Below are 23286 nucleotides of genomic sequence, written 5' to 3' on the forward strand. Positions count from 1 at the left end.
TTCAGGGTATTTATGAAAATCAAACCTCTTTTTTTAAGCCTCGCTATGGCAGGTATGTGCTCACAAGCAATGGCAAACGCGATTGACCAAAACTCATACGCCAACCTAGACGATGTAGTTACAACGCACTTAAACCTTGATTTAGATGTCGACTTTGCCGACAAGCAATTAGAAGGTTTTGTTGAGCACACGCTAAAGTGGAACAATACCAATAGCAAAAAGCTGGTACTTGATACGCGCGACTTAGACATTGATAAAGTAATGTACCAAGACACCTCGGGTGATTGGCATAAAGCTAAATTTACACTTGCCGAGCGCGATGATGTAAAAGGTTCAAAACTAACAATTACGCTGAAAAGCCAAGCACCTAAAGTACGTATTTACTATAACAGCCGCCCAGAAGCGTCTGGCCTTCAATGGTTAACACCAGAGCAAACAGCGAGTAAAACACACCCATTTATGTATAGCCAATCGCAAGCTATTCATGCGCGTAGTTGGTTACCTGTACAAGATACACCTGCAATGCGCGTAACATACTCGGCGCGTATTCATACACCAAAAGATATTCGTGCGGTTATGAGTGCCGACAATAAAGATGCACTTTACAAAGATGGTGATTACCACTTCGATATGCCACAGGCAATTTCTCCATACCTTATTGCCATTGGCGCAGGTAATTTAGAATTTAAAGCCATGTCTCATCAAACCGGTATTTTTGCAGAGCCTGAAATTTTAGACGCCTCTGTAGCTGAATTTAACGACACCCAAGCCATGATCGACAAAACCAACGAAATGTATGGTGAATACGCATGGGGCCGTTACGATTTATTAATGTTACCGCCTAGCTTTCCGTTTGGTGGCATGGAAAATCCGCGCCTTTCGTTTATTACCCCTACCGTAGTTGCAGGTGATAAAAGCTTAGTAAACCTTATTGCACATGAGCTTGCACACTCTTGGTCTGGTAACTTAGTTACCAACGCAACGTGGGAAGATTTATGGTTAAACGAAGGTTTTACCTCGTACGTTGAAAACCGCATTATGGAAGAGGTATTTGGCCGCGACCGTGCAGTAATGGAACAAGCACTTGATGCAGCAGGCTTACGCGCACAGCTTAAAACAATTGACGCGCCAGACACTCGCCTTAACTTAAAACTTAATGGCCGCGATCCAGATGATGCGTTTAGCTCAGTACCATACACAAAAGGTCAGCTATTTTTAATCTACTTAGAAGAAAAGTACGGCCGCGATAAGTTTGACCCGTTTGTAAAAACGTACTTTAAAGAGTTTTCGTTTAAATCACTGACTACAGCACAGTTTGTAACTTACATAAAAGCAAACTTAATCGATAAGTACCCTGGTGTTGTAAGCATGGATAAAGTAAACGAGTGGATTTTTGAACCTGGTTTACCAAGCGATGCACCAAACCCAACATCAGATGCGTTTGATAAAGTTGATACAGCTAGCGCCGCTTGGTTAAAAGGCGAAGCCACAGCAGCACAACTACCAACAACTCAGTGGACAGTGCACGAATGGTTACACTTTTTAAATAACCTACCACGTGATTTAAGCTTAGATAAAATGAGCGAGCTAGATAGCGAGTTTAACTTAACACAGTCAACCAATGCTGAACGTGCATTTGCATGGTTTATGCTTGCGGTAGGTAATGGTTATCAGCCAATTTATCCAGCGCTTGATAAGCATTTGTCGGGTATTGGCCGTCGTAAGTTAATAGTGCCGCTTTACAAAGCACTTATTACAAATGGTAAAAAAGAATGGGCACAAAGCGTGTACTTAAAAGCACGCCCAGGCTACCACCCTCTTGCACAAGGGACTATTGACGCGTTATTTGAAAAATAAGCAGTGTTAATAAACAAAAAAGGCCGATTTATCGGCCTTTTTTATTTTTAAACTCACTTACTTAACCTTTTCTAAAAAGGCTTTTCGCTCAGCGGGTGTTGCTTGTTGCCACCAAAACTCCAGCATTTGCGGCACACTAGGCATACCTTTACCATTAATTGGTGCAATAGGCTTAATAGGCTGACTTGGACGCGTAGGCCCAGCCGGCACACTATTTTGCATTGCAGGTTTTTGGCTGGCTAGCTGAGTCTCAGAAATAACACTCAAAGGCTGTGCAACAGATGCACCTTTAGGCATTAAGCTAACCTGCGGCGCTTCGGCAAATATTTTAGCTGATACCGCATTATCGGCGCGGTTAAACACCATGTCGTAATCTTTATTTTCATCAAGAGTAATATCAACCCAAAAAGGCTCTGACTCAATTACCTCATGATCGTCAAAACCGTGTTCGTACAAATCCGTGTACTTTAACTTTAATTGGTAAGACCCCGGTGCTAGTTCTATATCATCTACACGGCTAAATATAGAGCTTTCAATTACTCTATCGCCCACTTGTAAAGGAACTAACTCTTCAGGAAAGTGAATATTTCCTGCGCTTGCCGACATACTAAATAATAGTGCTGCAGCACTTGCTATTAACATTGATTTACGCATAAAAACTCCTTTGGTTGATTTCAGTTTGACACTGCTAGCAAAATTTGTCATTAGTGACTTTAAATTCAAATTGTTAAATTGAAACCACTATGAGCTCAGAGACTATTTTTACAAAAATTATTAACCGTGAAATTCCTGCCGATATAATTTACGAAGACGAAAACACCCTTGCGTTTAAAGATATAAACCCACAAGCCCCTTTTCATGTGTTAATTATTCCAAAAAAAGCAATTGCCACTATAAATGAAATAAATAGTGAAAATTCACATTTAGTTGGAAATTTATACGTTGTAGCTGCTAAATTAGCCAAGCAATTTAACTTCAGTGAAGACGGCTATAGGGTGGTAATGAACTGCAACGAACATGGCGGACAAACCGTATATCATATTCATTTACATATGCTTGCAGGCAAAGAAATGGGCTGGCCACCGTACCAAAACACAAAAAAATAAATAATTTAAAATAATTATTTACAAAAAAAATCAACATTTCACTGATTACAAATGTTATGGTTTATCATGTATATAAAGTGAAAAATAATTACTTAATTGCAACATTTTATGTTTAAATAATCGTAAAATCGTACTTGTAACCAAGGCGAAACCCGACTTTCTAATACAAAAGGTGTGGAAGTCGTGATAAACTTAACCAGTCAGCTTTATAAAAGAGTATAAAAACATGAGCAGTTCAGCCTTTTTGTTATTAGATCAAGAGCCAATTAACACCATTGGCATTAACGTTTTAGAACCTTTGTTAAAAACGCAAGGCCTTGACGTAACTACGGGTACAAACATTTTAGATGTACCAGAAGGGACTCGACTACTGTTCATTGAAACATCAAGCCAAGACGCATGGGGAAAACTAAAAGAACAACTTGTAAACCTGCGTACTAAGTGCGATATCGTGTTATTTAATTTAGACGAAAACCCAGAGCTTGCTAACCGCGCGCTTTTAAGCGGTATTCGCGGGGTATTTTATACAACAGATAACGCCGATGTTTTAATGAAAGGTATTCGCTTACTTTTAGAGGATCAGCTTTGGTATAGACGCGACATCATGTGTAATGCATTAAACCGAATGTTGCAGTTTAATAAAGACGCACTGCATAAGCTGACCGAAGGCGATATTGAACCAATCAAACTCACTAAACGAGAAAAAGCAATAATCTCGTTAATGAGTAAGGGTTCTAAAAACAAAGAAATTGCTGAAGACCTAAGCATCAGCCCACACACAGTTAAAACACATTTATACAGCGCATTTAGAAAAACTAAATGTCGTAACCGTATTGAGCTCTTATCATGGGCTCAGCAGAACATTCCTGACGAAATTCGATAAATTTAATTTCGTACATTAAAAACAGACACTTAGGTGTCTGTTTTTGTTTGTACTGGCCACTTGTTAAAGTTTTCACTTTTTATTACTCTAGTTAAAGTACCTATTGCTGGAACCTAGTATGCTCGATTCATTTACCCTCTTTTTTGCCAGCATTGCGGTTATTATTGTAATGACCCTCCTTAACTTTTTAACTTGGCGTACTAATAAAAACACACCCGGTACTTTGCTCTATATTTTTTATCCAGTTTTATTACTAGGTGCCGTGATTGGATTTACCCTTATTGGTAAAACCCACAACTTAATAGTAATAAGCATAGCAAGCAGCATGATGTTTGGTGCTTCCATTGTGCACAGCCTAGCAATATGCCAGTTTTTAAATTATAAAGGCATTGGCTTTAAGCTACTTTGCTCTTTTACAGCGTTTAGCGCGGTCATGCTTGGTTATTACTCGTTTTTTGACCCCTCTTTAAGAGAGCGCATTTACGTCTCCGATGTACAGCATATTGCTGAGGCCGCTTTTTTACTTTTTCTATTTATTAAATACGCCCGAAAGCCCTACCCTAACGGTACTATTGTTTATATTTTAATATTAACTTTAGTAGCGCTGAGCTTTATTAGTCGCTCATTATTTATGGTTAATATTGACCAACCAAGCCTACTGCAAAGTCCATGGTTTAGTAGTTTATTATTTTTAAATGGCATTATTGCACCTATGTTTTATGCCGCGGGTATGGCACTACTATGTAACGAACGACGAGAAAAAAACCTCAATAAACTCGCCGACAAAGCACAAAAAGATTTAGAAATAAGAGGGTTATTTTTATCGACTATTAGCCACGAAATTCGCACCCCCTTAAATGGTATTTTAGGTAGCGCACAACTGGTTATGAACCAAAGCACCAACAATCACAATAAAGCCTATTGCGAGGCTATTATTAATTCAGCCGAGTCATTAAATTTACTCGTAGATAAGGTGCTTGATTACGCGAGCTTAGATCAAAGCGACGAAGCGCTTTACGAAGAAGACATTGAATTTAAAACGTGGTTAAACAACTTATGTTTATTGCTTAGCCCGCTTGCAGAGCAAAAACAGCTTAAATTTGAGTTAATGTGTAATATTCCAGAGCAAGCTTGTTACTACTGCGATCAGCAAAAATTACGACAAATAATTATTAACCTTGTAGGTAATGCCATTAAATTTACTGACCACGGTACGGTAAAAATTCAGGTTGATTTAATTAGCGATAAACAGCTTGAGCACACTATAAAAATTAGCGTTAAAGACTCAGGCCCAGGTATAGAAAAAGACGAAATAGCCTACCTAACCGAGCCTTATGTGCAAAGTAGCGCTGGTAAAGAAAAAGGCGGCACAGGGCTTGGCCTTGCAATAACCAGTCGCTTGCTCGAAAAGCTAGGCAGCCGATTAGAAATAACCAGCCAGTTAGGCACAGGTAGCGTGTTTAGCTTTACGACCACCTTTACTTTAGGGGAGCTTAGCCTAGTAGAGCAGCGCCACCAAAATAAAGATTACTTAACAGGGCTTGATGTGCTGTTAGTTGAGGATTTAGATTTAAACCAAAAGATAGCCATAGAATTTATGGCCGATGATGAGCATAAGGTTAAACTTGCTAAAGATGGAAAAAGTGCCATTGAGTTGATGCAAGCTCACCATTTTGACGTTATTTTGCTTGATATGAATTTACCCGACTTAACAGGTCAAGAAGTGCTAAAAAGCTTGCAGCGCATGGAGCATAAAAACCAGCGCACACCTGTACTAGCCTTTACAGCGAGCTTGAGCCCTGATGAAGTTAAAGAGTATTTATCACTTGGTATAAAAGATATTGTTGGCAAACCGATTAAGCAACAAAAGCTTCGCCAAGCTTTAAGCGACTCGCAATCTAATCAATCAGCTAATATAGCTGTAGAGCTTATTGATACCTTATATGATGAAACCGCAGCCGAAACGCTCACCAGCTCCTTTAGTGAAGACGAAGTATCATCTATTTATAATGAATTTGTGCTCTCAGCACGTACTAAACTCACCCGCTGCCAAGAGCTTATTGATCATCAGCCTGAGCAATGCATTAAATTATTGCACCGCCAAGCAAGCACCGCTTTGCAACTCGGGTTTAACCGCTACGGCATTGAACTGAAAAAGATAGAGCGCCGATTGCTTGATAATAAACCTCACAATAACCTGCTTGATGAAGCGTTAGAATTATGGCAACGCAGTTTAGAGCAATACTTAAAATTTGTGCGTGGGCAGTTGGGGTAGCTAAGTTTTAGCTAGGGCTGCTTTACTCCCTTCCATACTTATCATCAAATCGCTCTATATCGCTTTCATCTAATACAGTGCCGGTTTGTACTTCAATGACTATTAAGGGCGCTTGTTGATTGTTAGCTAAACTGTGTATTTGCTTAGCGGCAATATAGCAAGATTGGTCGTGGTTTAGTGTTAGCAACTGCTCATCAATACGAACATCTGCAATACCCGATACCACTACCCAATGCTCTGCACGATGCTGATGGCGCTGCGTTGAAAGTTTAGCACCACTATTAACGGTTATTTTTTTAACTTTAAAACCACTACCTTCAACCAAAGTGCGATAGTTACCCCATGGACGATACACAACCTGATGGTGACTGAGTTTATCGCTTTGGCTCTGTGCTAATTGTTTAAGTAATAAAGGTAAACCATCGAGCTTATTTTTATCGGCAACCAGTGTGGCGTCGTGGGTGTGAATAATGGCTAAATCACTTACCCCAAGCGTTGCGATACTATGGTCGTGTTCGCTAATAACAAAATTATTAGTACTGTTTTGCGCTGTATGGTTTTGGTTTTCGTTATTACCGTGCGCATCTTGCTTAGTAAGGCTTGCAAGAGCACTAAAGCTACCTACATCACTCCACTTAAGCGCAACAGGCATAACCGCTACATTATTGCTGCGCTCTAAAATAGCATAATCAATAGAGTCACTTGGGCAGCTTTTAAGTGGTTCTATGTTTGGCCTTGTAAAGCCTAAGTCGTGTGAAAACTGAGATGCCGCTTTCACACTGTGCGCTATTTTTGGCGCAAAACGTTCAAGCTCATTTAAATAAGCACGTGGCGTAAATAAAAACATGCCGCTATTCCAACTATAACCGCCTTCAGCTAAGTATTTTTGCGCCGTAGCTAAGTTTGGCTTTTCTTTAAATTCAGCGACTTCAAAACAATTTGAGCCTGATATTTTACTGCCTTGCTTTATATAGCCAAATCCGGTGTGCGCCTTGGTGGGTGTAATTGAAAATGTAACTAGCATGCCTTGCTCAGCTAACTTAACCGCATCATTTAACTGAAGTGTTAGCTCATCAAAATTTTCAATATGATGATCGGCTGGCATCACCAACATTGGCTCTTCAATACCCTGCTGTAGCGCGTAATGCGCAGCTAACGCAATGGCAGGCGCCGTATTTTTACCCTGCGGCTCTAGTAAAAGCGCTTGAGGGTTAGCAATGGTGCTTTGTTCGGCGGCAATAAAACGGTGTTGTTCGTTACAAACAAGTATTGGCTTTGCAAACTGATCACCTGATACACGCGCTAACGTGCTTTGTAATAACGAGTGTGTGTTATCAAGCAAGGGTAAAAATTGCTTAGGCATCGCTTGGCGAGAAAGCGGCCATAACCGAGTACCAATGCCGCCTGCTAAAATTACCGGTGTAATAAAGGATGTATGCATAAAGCCGCCAATAAAAATATCAGCGGCTATTTTAGCACTTTATGGGCCAGGCGCTAATTTATACCAATGTAAAAGCGTCGGCATCTAAATAAGCGGGGAACGCGGCTTTAAAATCTTCCAGTGGCGCTTTTTCAAGCGTTACAGTGAGTAACTCTTGCGTATTATCTTTTGCTTTTGCGAGCGTATCGCCTTTAAAATCATATACGGCCGTGCCACCATTGTGCGCTACACCATTACCGTCATCGCCAATACGGTTTACAGCCACTACGTAACATAGGTTTTCCATTGCGCGTGCCATTAATAACGTATCCCAAATGTGGCGACGAACTGCAGGCCAATTGGCTACGTTTATCATTACATCGTAGTCGTTATTATTACGCTGAAACACCGGAAAGCGTAGGTCGTAACACACCTGTGGAAGTAGCTTAAAGCCATTAATTTCAAATGTTTTACGCGCTTGCCCTGCTACAACGTAATCGCCTTCACTTCCTAATCTAAATAAATGGCGTTTGTCATAATAATTCACCTCACCATCGGGTTTTACCCAATAAAAGCGATTGGCTTTTTTGTCGCCTTGCGCAACTAATACCGACCCTGCAATAACTGCGTTATGTTTATGTGCTTGCACTTTTAGCCAAGTAAGTACTTTGCCGTTTTCAGGCTCTGCACAATCAAGGTTAATTGCAAAACCAGTGGCAAAGGTTTCGGGTAATAAAATTAAATCGGGGTTAGCGATTATCTCTGCTAATTTTTTATCAAACATGGCTAAATTGGCATCTTTATCGAGCCAATGCAGCTCACTTTGCACTAAGGTAAGCGTTAAAGTTGACATAATATTTGCGCAGCCTCTATTAAGGTTTCATCGTTTTTAGCAAAACATAGTCGAATCACTTTATCATTTGAGGGCTGCTTATAAAACACACTAAGCGGAATTGCCGCAACACCTGCCTGCTCTACAAGCCAGTGACAAAAATCAACATCGTTTAAGTCAGACACATCACTATAATCGAGCAATAAAAAGTAAGTGCCTTGGCTTGGTAAAATGTTAAAGCGGCTATCACTCAAATGCTTTATTAATAAATCGCGTTTTTGCTGATAAAAACCACTTAACTCATCTACATGCTCGCCCTGTTGCTCTAGCATATCGGCTAGTGCATGCTGCGCTGGCGTAAAGCTTGAAAATGTAACGTATTGATGGATTTTTCTAAATTCAGTAGCTAGGTGTGCAGGTGCAATACAGTAACCCATTTTCCAACCTGTACTATGAAATGTTTTGCCAAAGCTTGATATAACAAAGCTTTTTTCTCTTAGTTGCTCGTCGCGCAGCATACTTAAATGTTGCTGGCCGTCAAAAGTGATGTGTTCATAAACCTCATCGCTAATTACAAATATGTTGTGAGCACTTACCAACTCTTTAAGTTCTTTTATATCTTGCGGCTGAAGTATTTTACCACTTGGGTTATGTGGTGTATTAACAATGATAGCGCGGGTGTTTTTAGTAATTGCTTGGCTTACAATCTGCCAATCAATTGTATAATTTGGCGCACTTAGCGCAACATGTACTGCCTTACCGCCTGCTAACTCAATTGCGGGTTGGTAAGAGTCATAAGCGGGGTCGAATACGATGACTTCATCATCAGGGCGTACTATAGTTTGAATAGCAACAAATAGTGCCTCAGTAGCACCCGATGTAACTGTAACTTGCTCTGCCGCATTAATTTTTGCAGCGTATTTTCGTTCTACTAAATTGGCTATTTGCTGCTGTAATCGCGGTACACCGCTTGAGGGCGAATACTGATTTACGCCCTGCTGAACATAGTAATTCAACTGTGTTTTTAAAAGTGCGGGAGCGTCGAATTCAGGAAAGCCCTGCGATAAGTTAATTGCTGAAAACTGATTAGCTAAGCCACTCATTTGGCTAAATATACTAACGCCTAAATTTGGTAATTTACTTTCAAACACGTGATGCCCTTAAGGATGGTTTTGCGCTCAAAGCGATGCTATCATTGCTTAAAACAGAAGTATAGCCGTCTAAAATAACAAGCTTAATGCTCATTAGTGAGGAACGTATGCAAAACAATACCGCTATTTCACAACTTATTGAAGCTGGAAAGTGGGTAAGCCAAAAAGGCTGGGTACCTGCAACTGGTGGAAATTTTTCATCGCGCACTGCATCAGGGTTTGTAGTTACCGCTAGCGGCTTTGATAAAGGCCAACTGGGTACACACACTTTCATTGAGCTTGACCATGAAGGAAACCGCATTAAAGGTGCTGGCAACCCATCGGCCGAAACGCAACTGCATTTAGGTATGTACAAACTTATACCGCACGCTAACGTAGTGCTGCATACGCACTCGGTTGCGGCAACCGTATTATCGCGAGTTATAAAAAGCCATACGTTAAATTTATCAGGTTACGAAATGCAAAAGTCGCTCAGTGGTGTTACCTCACACTTAGATACCCTGAGCATCCCTATTTTTGAAAACGACCAAGATATAGAACGCTTAGGTTTACTATTAAGCGATCATCACTTACATACCCCTATTGAGCATGCTGTATTAATTCGTGGGCATGGCGTGTACGTAGTTGGACGCAATTACAAAGAAGCACTTCGCCACTTAGAAGGCCTAGAGTTTTTATTTAGCTGTGAACTAGAGCGCATAAAAATAGAAGGCATTGAGGCAAACCTATAATGATAAAAGCAATTTTAACCGACATTGAAGGCACTATTACACGTATTTCTTTTGTAAAAGACGTGCTATTTCCGTATGCAGCAAAACAATTGGCCACCTTTTTACGATTAAACGCTAAAAAAGCCCATGTAGCAGAGCAAATAGTGGCTGTAAAAACGATTATTGATGAGCCTAACGCCGATTTAGAACGAGTCATTAGCGTTTTACTCACTTGGATTGAAGAAGATAAAAAAATAACGCCTTTAAAGCAATTGCAGGGGCTTATTTGGCAAACTGGTTACGAACATGGTGATTTTAAAGGTCACTTATACCCAGATGCATTCGACTTTTTACAAGCTCAACATGCACAAAATATTGCACTTTATGTGTACTCGTCAGGATCAGTAAGAGCGCAGCAGTTACTATTTAAATACAGCGACTACGGTGATATTCGCGCTCTTTTTAACGACTTTTTTGATACAAAAGTAGGCGCAAAGCAAGAGCAAGCTGCATATAACACCATTATTGAACAGCTACCATTTGATGCAAGCGAGGTATTATTTTTAAGTGATGTAGCCGCAGAGCTCGATGCCGCAAAAGCTGCAGGCCTTAAAACATTACATTTAATACGTGATGGACAAGCGCAAAGCGAGCATCCTTATGTGCATGACTTCACCAATGTTAAATTAGAGCAATTTATATGAGCCAATTAACAATTTATGCTGACAATAACCCTAAAAATGTACTTATCAGTACAGAAAATGCAGATGAAATTGCAGCGCAATTAGCTTTTGTAAATGTGCGCTTTGAGCAGTGGCAAGCAAATGCTCAAATTAACGAAAGCACTACAAATGAGCAGATCATTGATGCGTATAAAAATGATATAGCACGCTTAAAAGAACAAAACGGTTACCAAACTGTAGATGTTATTTCGCTTGCTAAAGGGAACCCAGCAGCGCCACAAATGCGTGAAAAATTTTTATTTGAGCACACTCACAGTGAAGACGAAGTACGCTTTTTTGTAAAAGGCCAAGGGCTATTTTGTCTACATATTGGCGCTAAAATTTACCAAGTATTATGCCAAAAGGGCGATTTAATCTCAGTACCAACTCTTACTCCGCATTGGTTTGATATGGGTAGCGATCCAGAATTTACCGCTATTAGACTATTTAATAACACCGAGGGCTGGGTTGCAAAAAGCACTGAATCTGAGATTGCGAAGCAATTTCCGTTGCTCCCATAGGTAAGGTAATACGCTCCACAAAGGGGTAAGTGGAGCGGTATTTAAAACTATTTAAGTGCCGCTAATGCCCCACTTTCTACATCACTTTTATCGTAAATACCGCTATCTAACACCCAACCTGTTACTAATTTTGCAGGTGTTACATCAAACGCGGGGTTGTAAACATTGGCATTAGTTGGCGCCCATAACGCTTCACCAAAACTGCCACTTACACCACGTACTTCTGCGCTATTTCGCTGCTCTATTTCTATATCATTGCCGCAAATGGTGTGTGTATCAAGTGTGGTCACGGGGGCTACAACATAAAAAGGAATATTATGAAAATGCGCTAACACTGCTAAATTATACGTTCCCACTTTATTAGCAAAGTCGCCATTAGCGGCAATACGGTCTGCCCCTACAACTATTTTATCAACCTTGCCTGCCGCCATTAAACTTGCTGCCATATTATCGCAAATGAGTGTGTACGGTATTTTCCAGCGCTCAAGTTCAAACGCGGTTAAGCGCCCGCCTTGTAATAATGGACGGGTTTCATCAACCCATACATGTACATTGCCATGTTGCTGCTGCGCTTTATAAATAACACCTAAAGCAGTGCCTATCCCTGCGGTTGCCAATGCTCCAGTATTACAATGCGTTAAAATGTTATCGCCACTGTTTATAAGTTCAGCGCCAAAGGTTGCCATACGCTCGCATAGCTCAATGTCTTCAATAAATAGGCGCTCGGCAGTGGCTACTATAGCTATTACAAAATCACTTTGCTTAAGCGCCTCTCTTAATGCGGCCATGCAATGCATTAAATTAACCGCTGTTGGGCGTGTGGCTTCCAGCTCATTAATAGCATCAGTAAGCGCTGCTTTTGTAGCGCCTTGCTCTGCTAAATGAGCAACAAGCAAGCTAGCACCTAAACCAATTAAAGGCGCTCCACGAATTTTTAGGCTAATAATCAGCTCTTTCATAGCTTCAACGCTATTGCACTCGTGCCACACTTGCTGATGCGGGAGTAAATATTGGTTTAGCACACTCAATGTACCGTTTTCATATTTTAAACTGCTTGCTACTAGGTTTTGCATGGTGACTTTGCTTAATTTAAATGCGTAGAGGTATTTTACATCAGTTTGAATAACTCTCAAGTTAGACTTGTAGACATCTAAACATTTAAAGGTATAGAATGCCTAAAAAGGTAATGTGAGATTTGACCATGGCTAACTATGTCGCTTTTGATGCGCAGCGCGCAATCGAATACGTAAATTCGTTAATTGATTCTAAGCAATGTGATTTTTTTATCGCAGGGCAAAACTTATCTGCGTATGAGTTTGGCGACGGCAACCTTAACTTAGTTTTTAGAGTTAGTGATGAGCAAAACAACAGCATTATTTTAAAGCAGGCACTACCTTACGCCCGCTGCGTGGGTGAGTCGTGGTCATTAACGCTTGATAGAGCCCGCATTGAAGCGCAAGTATTACTTAATCATGGTGCTATTTGCACCGAATACACGGCAAAAGTGCTGCATTACAATCATGATTACGCACTCACCATTTTAGAAGATTTAGGCAGCTTACAAATATTGCGCGCTGCTCAAAATAATGCGCAGCAATTTCCTAAATTAGCCGAGCATGTGGCTAGTTACTTAAGCCACACAGGTTTTTACAACTCAGATTTTTACTTAGCCGCTCAACACAAAAAAGCACTCGTTAAGCAATTTACTAACCCTGAGCTTTGTCAAATAACCGAAGATTTATTTTTTAGCGATCCGTACACAGAGCACGAGCGCAATAACTTTCCTGTGCAGCTTGCCCCGCAAGTGAAAGCTCTTCGCGATAACACGGTACTAAAGTTAGAAATAGCCAAATTAAAAGCTAATTTTTTATCAAACCCGCAAACATTACTACACGGCGATATGCACAGCGGCAGTATTTTTGTTGATACAAACACAACTAAGATGATTGACCCTGAGTTTGGCTTTTTTGGCCCTGTAGGGTTTGATATTGGCTCTTTTATTGGCAACTTACTACTTAATTACTGCGCGCAAGCGGGGCATATAGAAGAATTTGTCACGCGCCGTAACTATCAAACACATTTACTTAGCTGCATTGTCGAAACCTATACTCTATTTGAGCAGCACTGGCTTAATTTTATTGATACCAAAACGGTAGATGCGTCACTTAGTAGCAAAGCTTATGCGCAATATTTTATGAAAAACGTATTGCAAGATGCCATTGGTTACTGTGGCGCTGAGCTTATTAGGCGCACCATAGGGTTAGCGCATGTGGTTGATATTGATAGTATTGCCGATGAGGCCACTCGCCTTAGCGTACAAAAGCAAATACTGGCACTAGGCGAGCAGCTGATTTTAAATGCGCATACCTGCGAAACCAAAGATGCCTTTTTTAGTTTGTTGATAAGCCAGCTTAATTAAAAAGGCGCAAAAGCGCCTTTTAAACTTTAACGCAATTACCAGCGCTTATTTACGCCTCTATTTGCGCTTTTATTTATAGTTTTCATAAATTTTATCTAACGGCTCAGAAAGCCCGCTTTCTTGTACTATACGCACATGTTCGCGCCTCAGCTCTCGTGCGCTGGTTACCCCGCATGAGTGTGCAATTAACCCCGCGCCATAATGAATGTACTTATTATAATTTGCTACTCGCTGCGCTTTATCAGCAACATTTAAGCCCTTTTGTAAGCGTTCATTATGAGTAGTAATACCTGTTGGGCAGGTATCTTTATTACATTGCATGGCTTGAATACACCCTAGTGAAAACATATGCCCACGCGCAGATACAACAAAGTCGGCACCAAGCGCTAATGCCCATGCCACCTTTGAAGGCACTATTAATTTTCCAGAGGCAATTATTTTAATACGCTCTCTTAGGCCGTGTTTTTCAAGCATATTTACAACAAGCGGTAGGCTTTCACGCAGTGGTAAACCCACCGAATCTAATAGCGGCTGCGGCGCGGCTCCCGTACCGCCACCGGCACTATCAATAGTAATAAAGTCAGGTGCAGACTCAAGCCCGCGGTGGTTTATTTCGGCCAGTAACGTTTCTAGCCAAGCATAGGCACCAATAACGGCTTTAAAACCGGTTGGCTTTCCTGTCGCGTTTCGCACTGTGGCAATCATATCTAAAATGTCGCTTGGCTTTTTAATTTCGGGGTGGCCATTAGGGCTAATTGAATCTTGCCCCTCAGGTATACCCCTAATTTTTGCTATTTCAGCATTTACTTTACGCCCAGGTAGCATGCCACCTTTGCCGGGCTTAGCGCCTTGGCTCATTTTAAGCTCAAACATTTTTACATTGTCGTGAGCAGCAATTTCTTTTAGCTTATCGGTACTTAAGTTTCCATGTTCATCACGTACACCGTATTTAGCAGTACCAATTTGGAATACAATATCAGCGCCTCCTTCTAAATGATAAGGGCTTAAACCCCCTTCGCCTGTATTCATCCAACAACCAGCAAGCTTTGCCCCTTTTGATAGCGCACGCACGGCCGGCTTTGAAAGCGCACCAAAGCTCATGCCCGATATATTAAATAAAGAATTAGTGGTATAGGGCGTTTTACAATAAGGGCCAAGCGTTACATTACTTGGGTCGAGTGCTTCTTCATCCAAAGTAGGAAAAGCACAGTTCATAAACATAACTGTACCGGTTACTTCTAAGCTTTGTGTGGAGCCAAATGCCGCAGTACGATCTACATCTTTAGCCGCCCTATAAACCCAACTTCGCTCTGCGCGGTTAAAGGGCATTTCTTCTCTATCAAGCGCAAAAAAGTATTGTCTAAAAAATTCACCTTGGCGTTCAAAAAAATACCTAAAACGGCCAATTACAGGGTAATTGCGCCTAATGGCATGTTTAGTTTGGGTTACATCGCGGATATAAAAAATAATAACGGTAAGTACAATTAACCCTAGTGCGACAATAAAAATACTCGCAAACACATCAATACTAAAAATAATAAAATTGCTCATTCAAGGCCCCTTGATGGCTGTTTTTAAAAATAAAAAAGGTGTTGCGCCAAAATGACACAACACCTTTATTTGTTCAAGGTTTATACTGCTTGAGCGCTAACTTTGCAGCTTAGTAAGCTCATTATTTATGTATAAACGCACCTGCTCTTCTAATACCGATAAAGGCACAGAGCCATGGCGTAATACTTGGTGATGAAATTCACGTATATCAAAATGTTGCCCTAGCGCTTGCTCTGCTTCGTTGCGTAAGCGTTTAATTGTAAGTTCACCAATTTTGTAAGAAAGCGCCTGCCCTGGCCATGATATATAACGGTCGGTTTCAGTTTTTACATTATGCAGTGAAAGCGCCGTGTTCTCGCTCATAAAATTCATAGCACGCTCGCGGCTCCAACCATACATATGCATACCAGTATCAACCACTAAGCGTGCAGCTCGCCACATTTCATATGTTAAACGTCCAAAACGGCTGTATGGGTCTTGATAAAAGCCTGCTTCTATTCCTAAGTATTCAGAATACAGCCCCCACCCTTCGCCAAAGGCTGAAAGGTACGCATTACGACGGTAGCTTGGTAAATCTTCAAGCTCGGCATTTAGTGATATTTGTAGGTGATGCCCGGGTACTGCTTCATGCAGAGTAAGCGCTTCTAAAACGTAAAGTGGGCGCTTATCTAGCGCGTATGTATTTACCCAATAAAACCCGGCCTGATCGTCTCGGCTAGAGCCTACATAACGGCCCGTGGTATATTTTGGCGCAATACTTTTTGGCACAGGCGCTACACCATAAGGCATACGAGGCAACGTATGAAATAACTTAGGTAACTGAGCATCCATTTTTTTAGCTATATAAGCAGCTTCTTTTAAAAGCTGCTCGGGTGTGGTGGCATAAAACTGTGGATCGGTTCGTAAAAAGTGAATAAATTCGGCAAATGTGCCTTTAAAATCTACTTCTTTTATTATTTCTTCCATTTCGGCGCGTATACGTGCAACCTCAGATAAACCCAATTGATGAATTTCATCTACGCTCATATTGGTGGTGGTGTAATACTGGGCACGGTTTTTATAAAACGCCTTACCATTTGGGGTTTGCGATATCCCAATACTTGCACGCGCACCTGTTTGATATTGCTCTGTAAAAAATGCTAAGTAAGCCTTGTACGATGCAATAACATCATTTTTTATTATGCGCTGAGCCTTTTTTTGAATTGCTTTAAATTCGTTTTCACTTAAACCTGCGGTATTAGTTTTAAAAGGGCTATAAAAGTCTGACTTTGTCACATCATCAACAATATAAGCGTTAATTGAGTCTTCATAACCAGCTAACACAGCCTGTGGTTGAGTAAGCCCTGAGGCAATACCTTTTTTCATCCAATTTATATTTTGCTCAAAAAAGCGAGGGACTTGCTCAAGCCTTGCTAAATAGGTTTGTAGCTCTTGTGGTTGCTTATACTGCGAGCTATTAATCATATACGACAAGCTCGAATGAAAACCATATTCAGAGGTAAGCGGCATGTAATGCGCATTAAATACGTACTCATCAACACTATTTTGTACCTGAGCACGAATAATACTAAGGTTAATGCTATTTTCGCCTGACAGCTTGTCACTATCAATAGCATCTAAACGCGCTAATAGGGCTGTATTTTTCTCATACTGTTGCTTTAAAAAATCCGCCGATAAATTAGGTAATAAGTACCCATCTACCCCATTAGGGTTACTGTACGGGTTATTACTTTGGCGGTAATCAACAATATTTTGTGCAACTTGCTCAAACTGTTGGTCAGCATTTGGGGAGGTTAACGTGCAGGCACTTAAGGCACCAAAAAAAGACAAAGTAACAAGTGTGCGACTAAGTTGTTGAGGTAAACAATAATTCATTTTAATTTAACTTGACCAAACAATAGATTTCACAAAACTATCGTAGCATCAGTAAATAGCAAGGCAAATGCGACTAAGCACCAAGTTAATATTTTACTATAAGATTATATACCTATATGCCTGCACACACATTTTTAGGCCAAACATATACTTACTTGATGATAAAAGCAGCTATCAGGTAAGCAAAGTGAATATTTAAGTTCACTATTTCTTGATTTTACTTTTAAATAGTCTACTTAACGATTATTGTAGTAAAAAAACAATAAAGCTTGGATGCATATCCGTCTCATTGAAGAGTTATTTTAATTTGTACTTTTATGCGTACTCAGTTGGTAGTTAAAAATGATGTTCCATGATTCCATGGCTGTAGCTCAAGAAAAAATGACGAATGTATGCTTGTTTTTAGAACGTCATGCACTGCCACCTTCTCCATTAAATTATCAAGTAGCCTATACTTATATAAGTCAATCGAAGCAAGATCTGAACAAAGCTATTGACGAGGCTATCTCTCAAAACGCAAACATTGATAGTGTGCTTATTGAACAACTTTACTTTGAGTTTTTGAACGAAGGTCACACGACACAAGTTTCAATGATAAACAATGTAAATGGTGTTATTGATTCGCTCTCGCGCAACGCTCAATCTACCGAAAAACAAATTGTGCGCTTTGCCGGCCAAGTAAGTGAATGCATGCATTCGCTTGACGAAAATAATGTTGAGCAAAGCCGACAAGCACTCGATGAACTAACAGGCCAAACAGCCACACTACTTGAGCAACATAAACAGTTTAAGCTCGAATTGAGCAGAGCAAAAAAGCTACACGAAAAAACACAAAAACAACTTACACAACTTCGTAAGCAACACATAATTGACCCTCAAACGGGGCTATATAAACGCCATTACCTAACCCAGCAAACCCAGGTTTGGAGCACACAAGAAAAATCAATTTGCGCAATAGCCATTCAAATCGATAACTTAGATCACTTTGTCGATAACTACGGCGACGTAATTGGCGAAGTTATCTTGAGTAAAGTAGCTAAACAAGTTCAAAAATATGTATTTCAAAGTGGTTTACCTGGACGTACCGCAAAAGACCAATTTACCGTTTTACTGGCCGATATAGACCCTGAAACGGCTAACGTTATTGCCGAAAAAGTACGCAATGGCGTAGAAAAGCTGCGCTTTGTTAGCTCTAAAAGTGGCATTAAACTTCCGGGGATTAATTTATCTTTGGGTATTGCACAGCAAATCAAAAATGACAACTTTAACCAGTTAGCTAAAAAAGCATCGCAAGCGGCATTTAAAGCACGCTCTCTTGGTCAAAGCAGCTTTACAGCTGGACACTAGGTTTTACGCTAAATTACCTGATAAATCATATTCAAATTGCACCTGTAGTATACAATCAAGTACACTAGTCTTTATTGCCACGATAGAGATTAACCATGAACGAAACAGAGCAAAAGACCACGCATTTTGGCTATAAAACAGTAGCCGAAAACGACAAAGCCTCAATGGTTGCAGACGTATTTCACTCGGTTGCAGCAAAGTACGATGTAATGAACGATTTAATGTCTTTTGGTGTACATCGTTTATGGAAACGTCAAACCATCGCCAGTTCTGGCGTGCGCAAAGGCCACCATGTACTTGATTTAGCCGGTGGTACTGGCGATTTAACCGCAAAATTTAGTCAATTAGTGGGCGAAACAGGCCAAGTTGTACTGGGTGACATTAACTCATCAATGCTAAAAGTTGGCCGCGAAAAACTGCATAACTTAGGTTTAGTTGGCAATATTGACTACGTACAAATGAACGCCGAAATGCTGCCATTTCCAGATAACAGCTTTGATGTGATCACCATTGCCTTTGGTTTACGTAATGTAACCGATAAAGACAAAGCATTGCGTTCAATGTACCGTATTTTAAAGCCAGGCGGGCGCTTATTAGTATTAGAGTTTTCTAAGCCTGAGCACGACATTCTTAGTAAAGCTTACGACTTTTACTCGTTTAACCTACTACCGACTATGGGTAAACTGGTTGCAAACGACAGCGAATCGTACCAATACTTGGCTGAATCAATCCGCATGCACCCAGATCAAGACACATTAAAAGCCATGATGGAAGAGGCGGGGTTTGAACAAACAACATACCAAAACCTAACCGGTGGTATTGTTGCATTGCACCGCGGTTTTAAATATTAAAGGTGGCAGTAATGGCGTTTGAGCAAAAAGACGAGCCAGTAACGACAAAGACGCTCGACTCACAGTTTTTTATGTTACCTAATTTTGTACTTTCGCTGATAGAGCGAGTGCTAAATAAGGTTTTACAACTCGACGCCTCTTTAATTAATTCGCTTTGCGGCGTAGCGCACAAACCACTAAAAGTTGAGATACGTGACTGGCAACAACACATTATTTTAACTTTTGATGGTAAATTACTGCACCTTTACAGTGCCAGCAAAGAAGATGCGGCTGACTGCATGATAAGTGCAGATATTAATACGCTTATGGCACTGAAAGACCCAGCCATGCTTACCCAACTTATTCGCCAAGATAAGCTCGACCTTCAAGGCGATTTAAATATTGCCCAAACATATAGTGGTGCGTTTTCGGGCCTAGATATTGACTGGCCAGAACAGCTTTCTCACTATATTGGCGACACCCCTGCGCAACAGCTTTATATTCAATTAAAAAGCTTACAAGCAAAAGAATTAAAAGCGCGTAAGCAATTAAGTACTACGCTAACCAGCTTATGCCAAGACGAGCTGGCAATAACTATTCACCCATTAGAGCTTGAACAATTCAAACAACAAAATAGAGCACTAAAAGGGCATGTTGCTGCTTTAGAGCAACGCATTAACGCATTACTCAACACTCACAACCAATAGCCGCTAAGGATTTTTTGTGTCGACTGCTCGATTGTATTACATCACTAAAACATTACTTAGTTACGGATTAGATGAGTTAATCCCTAAACAAAAAATTCCGTGGTTTGCCAAAATAGCGCGCGGCAGCTTATTTTGGCTGCGTAACCAGCATAAAAATAAGCCTGCGGGTTTACGCCTGCGTTTAGCATTGCAAGAACTTGGCCCAGTGTGGATTAAGTTTGGCCAGATGCTCTCTACCCGAAGAGACCTGCTCCCTCACGATATAGCACTTGAACTTGCGTTTTTACAAGATCAAGTAGAGCCCTTTGAAGGTGAGCTTGCCCAGCAAATAATTGAAAAAGCGCTCGAAATTAGCGACATAAGCCAACTGTTTAGTGAATTTTCACAAACGCCATTGGCGTCGGCTTCTATTGCACAAGTGCACACAGCAAAACTGCTTGATGCGCAAAACAATGAACAAGACGTAGTTATAAAAGTAATTCGTCCAAATATTAAAACGCAAATCAATGCCGATTTAGCGCTTATGGAAAAGCTCGCGAAAGTACTTGCCAATGTACACAGCGAAGCCAAAAGATTACGCCCTGTAGAAGTGGTAAAAGAGTATAAAAAAACCCTGTTAGATGAGCTTGATTTAATGCGCGAAGGCGCAAACGGCATTCAGCTTAAGCGCAATTTTGAAGGGTCTGACTCTTTATATATACCCGCAGTGTATAGCGACTACAGCCGCAGTAATGTATTGGTAATGGAGCGTATTTACGGGATCCCAGTCTCGGATACTGAGTCGTTAATAGCGCAAAACACCAATATGAAGTTATTGGCTGAGCGTGGGGTAGAAGTCTTTTTCACCCAAGTATTTAGAGACAGTTTTTTTCATGCAGACATGCACCCCGGGAATATTTTTGTATCGCGCGAGCATCCAGAAAACCCACAATACATAGGCATAGATTGCGGCATTGTTGGCACTTTAAATAAAGAAGATAAACGCTACCTTGCTGAAAACTTTATTGCTTTTTTTAATCGTGATTATCGCCAAGTAGCTCAGCTTCATGTTGACTCGGGCTGGGTACCACCCGATACCAGCATTGAAGAGTTTGAATTTGCCATTCGCACTGTGTGTGAACCTATATTTAATAAACCCTTGGCTGAAATATCATTTGGGCATGTACTCGTTAATTTATTTAACACCGCACGCCGCTTTAATATGCAGGTACAGCCGCAATTAGTCTTATTACAAAAAACGTTATTATATGTTGAAGGCCTTGGCCGACAGCTATACCCGCAACTGGATTTATGGAAAACAGCTAAACCATTTTTAGAAGAATGGGTAAAACAGCAAGTTGGCCCGTTATCAGTAATGAAACAAATGTATGCTAACTTGCCATTTTGGGCTGAAAAAATGCCAGAACTACCTGATTTAATTTATCAAAATTTAAAGCGTAGTCCGCAAGTAAAGCATTCGCAGCCTAATAAAGTGTCACATAAAGCATTAGTGCTTAGCCTTTTTGGTAGCGCTACACTTATTGTTTCAGCGCTATGTTATCTGCAGCACGACTACGTCGCGTCGGGTGTGGTAATAGCAGCTTCGGCAATTAGTTTTATAGCGGCGTGGCGCAACACATAAACTAAGTGCTATTTATGCCACAGGGCGTATAATTAGTACTTAAAATAAACATTTAAGCATTTATAAGTTGGAGATAACCATGGGTCTTGGTGGCATTAGCATTTGGCAATTATTAATTGTTTTAGCAATTATCGTACTTCTTTTTGGCACTAAAAAACTACGCGGTATGGGCGGAGACTTAGGCGGCGCAGTAAAAGGCTTTAAAAAAGCAATGTCTGATGATCAAAATAAAGACTCGGACAGCGAAAAAGCAGAGCAGATCCAAGAATCCCAAAAAGCCACCCCAACAGATACGCAAAGTACTGAAAAAACCAAAGACGATACTAAGGTTTAACGAGTATGGGAATGTGGGAGCTTGTTATAGTTTTTATCGTAGGCTTAGTTGTTCTTGGCCCTGAGCGATTACCAGTAGCTATTCGTACCGTAATGCGCTGGGTAAAAACGGTAAAGTCGATGGCTGATTCGGTCAAGGCAGAAGTAAGTGAAGAGCTACGTATTCATGAACTGCACGAAAACCTTAAAAAAGCAGAGCAACAAGAACTCAAAGATTTAAGCCCCGAGCTACAGCAATCGGTAGACGAGCTGCAAAAGGCAGCTCAGTCGGTTACCCATAGCTATAAAACCCCCTCAAGCATACCAGCTAACGAACAACCTGATGAAAAAAAGTGAAATTAATTCCTCTATTTGTGGTCAACTTATCACATGGTATAAAAAATAATGACTGAGCAAGCTAAATCAGGGTTTGTGGCTCACTTAATTGAGCTTCGCGATCGGCTTATTAAAGCGCTTTTAAGCATTTTCGTAATATTTATTGGCTTAGTGTATTTTGCTAATGATATATATGAGTTTGTAGCAGCACCTTTAGTGGCACACTTACCAAGTACAGCGACTATGATTGCCACAGATGTCACTGCGCCCTTTTTTGCACCCTTTAAATTAACGCTGTTTATTGCTTTATTTGGCGCTATTCCGTGGATATTGCACCAAATTTGGGGATTTATAGCGCCTGGTTTATACCAACATGAAAAACGCATGCTAATGCCAATTTTGGCTTCAAGCATTTTATTGTTTTATGGTGGCATTGCCTTTTGTTACTTTGTAGTACTGCCTATTATATTGGGTTTTTTTACCAGTGTAGGGCCACAAATGATGACCCTAGCGCCGGATATTAGTAGCTACTTAGGGTTTGTACTTAAGCTATTTTTTGCTTTTGGTGTGGCGTTTGAAATTCCCGTAGCCATAATGCTGCTATGTTGGAGTGGTGCAACAACTACACAAAGTTTAAAAGAAAAGCGCCCATATATTGTGGTTGGTGTATTTGTAGTGGCTATGTTTTTAACGCCACCGGATGTGCTATCACAAACATTATTAGCATTTCCTATGCTGCTTTTATTTGAGCTAGGTTTAATTTTAGCGAGATTTTATAGCGCTAAAGAACAACAGGAATCTGAGGAATAAA

Annotated in this window: 22 protein-coding genes; 15 read left to right on the forward strand and 7 right to left on the reverse strand. The window is 40.6% G+C overall.

Annotated elements, in window-relative coordinates; genetic code table 11:
- Positions 1–12 precede the first annotated feature (12 nt).
- Positions 13–1857, forward strand: a complete 1845-nt coding sequence (locus PESP_RS16210; RefSeq protein WP_089348940.1) for a M1 family metallopeptidase — start codon at positions 13–15, stop codon at positions 1855–1857.
- A 57-nt stretch (positions 1858–1914) separates the two neighbouring features.
- Here PESP_RS16210 and PESP_RS16215 read toward each other — a convergent pair whose 3' ends face one another.
- A complete protein-coding gene (locus tag PESP_RS16215) occupies positions 1915–2511 on the reverse strand; it encodes a DUF2057 domain-containing protein (protein ID WP_089348941.1) in 597 nt (198 codons plus the stop codon).
- 89 nt (positions 2512–2600) lie between these two features.
- On the opposite strand from PESP_RS16215, the gene PESP_RS16220 reads away from it, so the two are divergent.
- The 3 genes from PESP_RS16220 (at position 2601) to PESP_RS16230 (ending at position 6121) form a co-directional block, all read left to right on the forward strand.
- Positions 2601–2963 carry a histidine triad nucleotide-binding protein gene (locus PESP_RS16220; RefSeq protein WP_089348942.1) on the forward strand — a complete coding sequence of 121 codons (363 nt, stop codon included), beginning with the start codon at positions 2601–2603 and terminating at the stop codon, positions 2961–2963.
- Positions 2964–3189: 226 nt separating this feature from the next.
- A complete protein-coding gene (locus PESP_RS16225; RefSeq protein WP_089348943.1) occupies positions 3190–3846 on the forward strand; it encodes a helix-turn-helix transcriptional regulator in 657 nt (218 codons plus the stop codon).
- A 118-nt stretch (positions 3847–3964) separates the two neighbouring features.
- Positions 3965–6121, forward strand: coding sequence for an ATP-binding protein (locus tag PESP_RS16230; RefSeq protein WP_089348944.1), 2157 nt, complete (start codon positions 3965–3967; stop codon positions 6119–6121).
- A 22-nt stretch (positions 6122–6143) separates the two neighbouring features.
- On the opposite strand, the gene PESP_RS16235 is transcribed toward PESP_RS16230, so the two are convergent.
- From PESP_RS16235 to PESP_RS16245, 3 genes are read right to left on the reverse strand one after another with little or no spacing between them, the layout of a single operon-like run.
- Positions 6144–7562, reverse strand: a complete 1419-nt coding sequence (locus tag PESP_RS16235; protein ID WP_089348945.1) for a mannose-1-phosphate guanylyltransferase/mannose-6-phosphate isomerase — start codon at positions 7560–7562, stop codon at positions 6144–6146.
- A 58-nt stretch (positions 7563–7620) separates the two neighbouring features.
- Positions 7621–8394: an amidohydrolase gene (locus PESP_RS16240; RefSeq protein WP_089348946.1), complete on the reverse strand. Its 774-nt coding sequence runs from the start codon at positions 8392–8394 to the stop codon at positions 7621–7623.
- On the reverse strand, positions 8382–9524 hold the full coding sequence (locus PESP_RS16245) for a methionine aminotransferase (protein ID WP_089348947.1): 1143 nt from the start codon (positions 9522–9524) through the stop codon (positions 8382–8384). The genes PESP_RS16240 and PESP_RS16245 overlap by 13 nt, the downstream gene beginning before the upstream one ends.
- Positions 9525–9631: 107 nt before the next feature.
- Between PESP_RS16245 and PESP_RS16250 the strand changes: the two genes are divergently transcribed.
- From PESP_RS16250 to PESP_RS16260, 3 genes are read left to right on the forward strand one after another with little or no spacing between them, the layout of a single operon-like run.
- Complete coding sequence (locus PESP_RS16250) at positions 9632–10255, forward strand: methylthioribulose 1-phosphate dehydratase (protein WP_058548769.1); 624 nt, start codon at positions 9632–9634, stop codon at positions 10253–10255.
- The gene (gene mtnC, locus PESP_RS16255) at positions 10255–10938 is read left to right on the forward strand and encodes an acireductone synthase (RefSeq protein ID WP_089348948.1); all 684 of its coding nucleotides are present in this window, start codon (positions 10255–10257) and stop codon (positions 10936–10938) included. The genes PESP_RS16250 and mtnC overlap by 1 nt, the downstream gene beginning before the upstream one ends.
- Positions 10935–11477: a 1,2-dihydroxy-3-keto-5-methylthiopentene dioxygenase gene (locus PESP_RS16260; RefSeq protein WP_089348949.1), complete on the forward strand. Its 543-nt coding sequence runs from the start codon at positions 10935–10937 to the stop codon at positions 11475–11477. Before mtnC ends, PESP_RS16260 begins: the two co-directional genes overlap by 4 nt.
- A gap of 47 nt (positions 11478–11524) precedes the next feature.
- Here the strand turns inward: PESP_RS16260 and mtnA are convergent, their stop codons facing one another.
- The gene (mtnA, locus tag PESP_RS16265) at positions 11525–12550 is read right to left on the reverse strand and encodes an S-methyl-5-thioribose-1-phosphate isomerase (RefSeq protein WP_089348950.1); all 1026 of its coding nucleotides are present in this window, start codon (positions 12548–12550) and stop codon (positions 11525–11527) included.
- Positions 12551–12678: 128 nt separating this feature from the next.
- Between mtnA and mtnK the strand changes: the two genes are divergently transcribed.
- Complete coding sequence (gene mtnK / locus PESP_RS16270; protein ID WP_089348951.1) at positions 12679–13896, forward strand: S-methyl-5-thioribose kinase; 1218 nt, start codon at positions 12679–12681, stop codon at positions 13894–13896.
- Positions 13897–13965: 69 nt separating this feature from the next.
- Here the strand turns inward: mtnK and PESP_RS16275 are convergent, their stop codons facing one another.
- Together PESP_RS16275 and PESP_RS16280 are read right to left on the reverse strand one after the other, a co-directional pair.
- Positions 13966–15447, reverse strand: a complete 1482-nt coding sequence (locus PESP_RS16275) for an FMN-binding glutamate synthase family protein (protein ID WP_089348952.1) — start codon at positions 15445–15447, stop codon at positions 13966–13968.
- 96 nt (positions 15448–15543) lie between these two features.
- A complete protein-coding gene (locus PESP_RS16280) occupies positions 15544–17322 on the reverse strand; it encodes a DUF885 domain-containing protein (protein WP_089348953.1) in 1779 nt (592 codons plus the stop codon).
- Between the two features lie 360 nt (positions 17323–17682).
- Here PESP_RS16280 and PESP_RS16285 point away from each other — a divergent pair, with 360 nt between their 5' ends.
- The 7 genes from PESP_RS16285 (at position 17683) to tatC (ending at position 23285) form a co-directional block, all read left to right on the forward strand.
- Positions 17683–18669, forward strand: coding sequence for a GGDEF domain-containing protein (locus tag PESP_RS16285; protein WP_089348954.1), 987 nt, complete (start codon positions 17683–17685; stop codon positions 18667–18669).
- Between the two features lie 95 nt (positions 18670–18764).
- Positions 18765–19520: a bifunctional demethylmenaquinone methyltransferase/2-methoxy-6-polyprenyl-1,4-benzoquinol methylase UbiE gene (gene ubiE / locus PESP_RS16290; protein WP_089348955.1), complete on the forward strand. Its 756-nt coding sequence runs from the start codon at positions 18765–18767 to the stop codon at positions 19518–19520.
- 11 nt (positions 19521–19531) lie between these two features.
- The gene (locus PESP_RS16295; protein ID WP_089348956.1) at positions 19532–20206 is read left to right on the forward strand and encodes a ubiquinone biosynthesis accessory factor UbiJ; all 675 of its coding nucleotides are present in this window, start codon (positions 19532–19534) and stop codon (positions 20204–20206) included.
- Positions 20207–20222: 16 nt separating this feature from the next.
- A complete protein-coding gene (gene ubiB, locus PESP_RS16300) occupies positions 20223–21827 on the forward strand; it encodes a ubiquinone biosynthesis regulatory protein kinase UbiB (RefSeq protein ID WP_089348957.1) in 1605 nt (534 codons plus the stop codon).
- A 79-nt stretch (positions 21828–21906) separates the two neighbouring features.
- Positions 21907–22161, forward strand: coding sequence for a Sec-independent protein translocase subunit TatA (gene tatA / locus PESP_RS16305; RefSeq protein ID WP_089348958.1), 255 nt, complete (start codon positions 21907–21909; stop codon positions 22159–22161).
- Between the two features lie 11 nt (positions 22162–22172).
- Positions 22173–22496: a Sec-independent protein translocase protein TatB gene (gene tatB, locus PESP_RS16310; protein WP_245852107.1), complete on the forward strand. Its 324-nt coding sequence runs from the start codon at positions 22173–22175 to the stop codon at positions 22494–22496.
- Positions 22497–22544: 48 nt separating this feature from the next.
- Positions 22545–23285, forward strand: coding sequence for a twin-arginine translocase subunit TatC (gene tatC / locus PESP_RS16315; RefSeq protein WP_058548782.1), 741 nt, complete (start codon positions 22545–22547; stop codon positions 23283–23285).
- The last annotated feature ends 1 nt before the right edge of the window (position 23286 follow it).

The sequence above is a fragment of the Pseudoalteromonas espejiana DSM 9414 genome (genome assembly GCF_002221525.1).
Lineage (GTDB): Bacteria > Pseudomonadota > Gammaproteobacteria > Enterobacterales > Alteromonadaceae > Pseudoalteromonas > Pseudoalteromonas espejiana.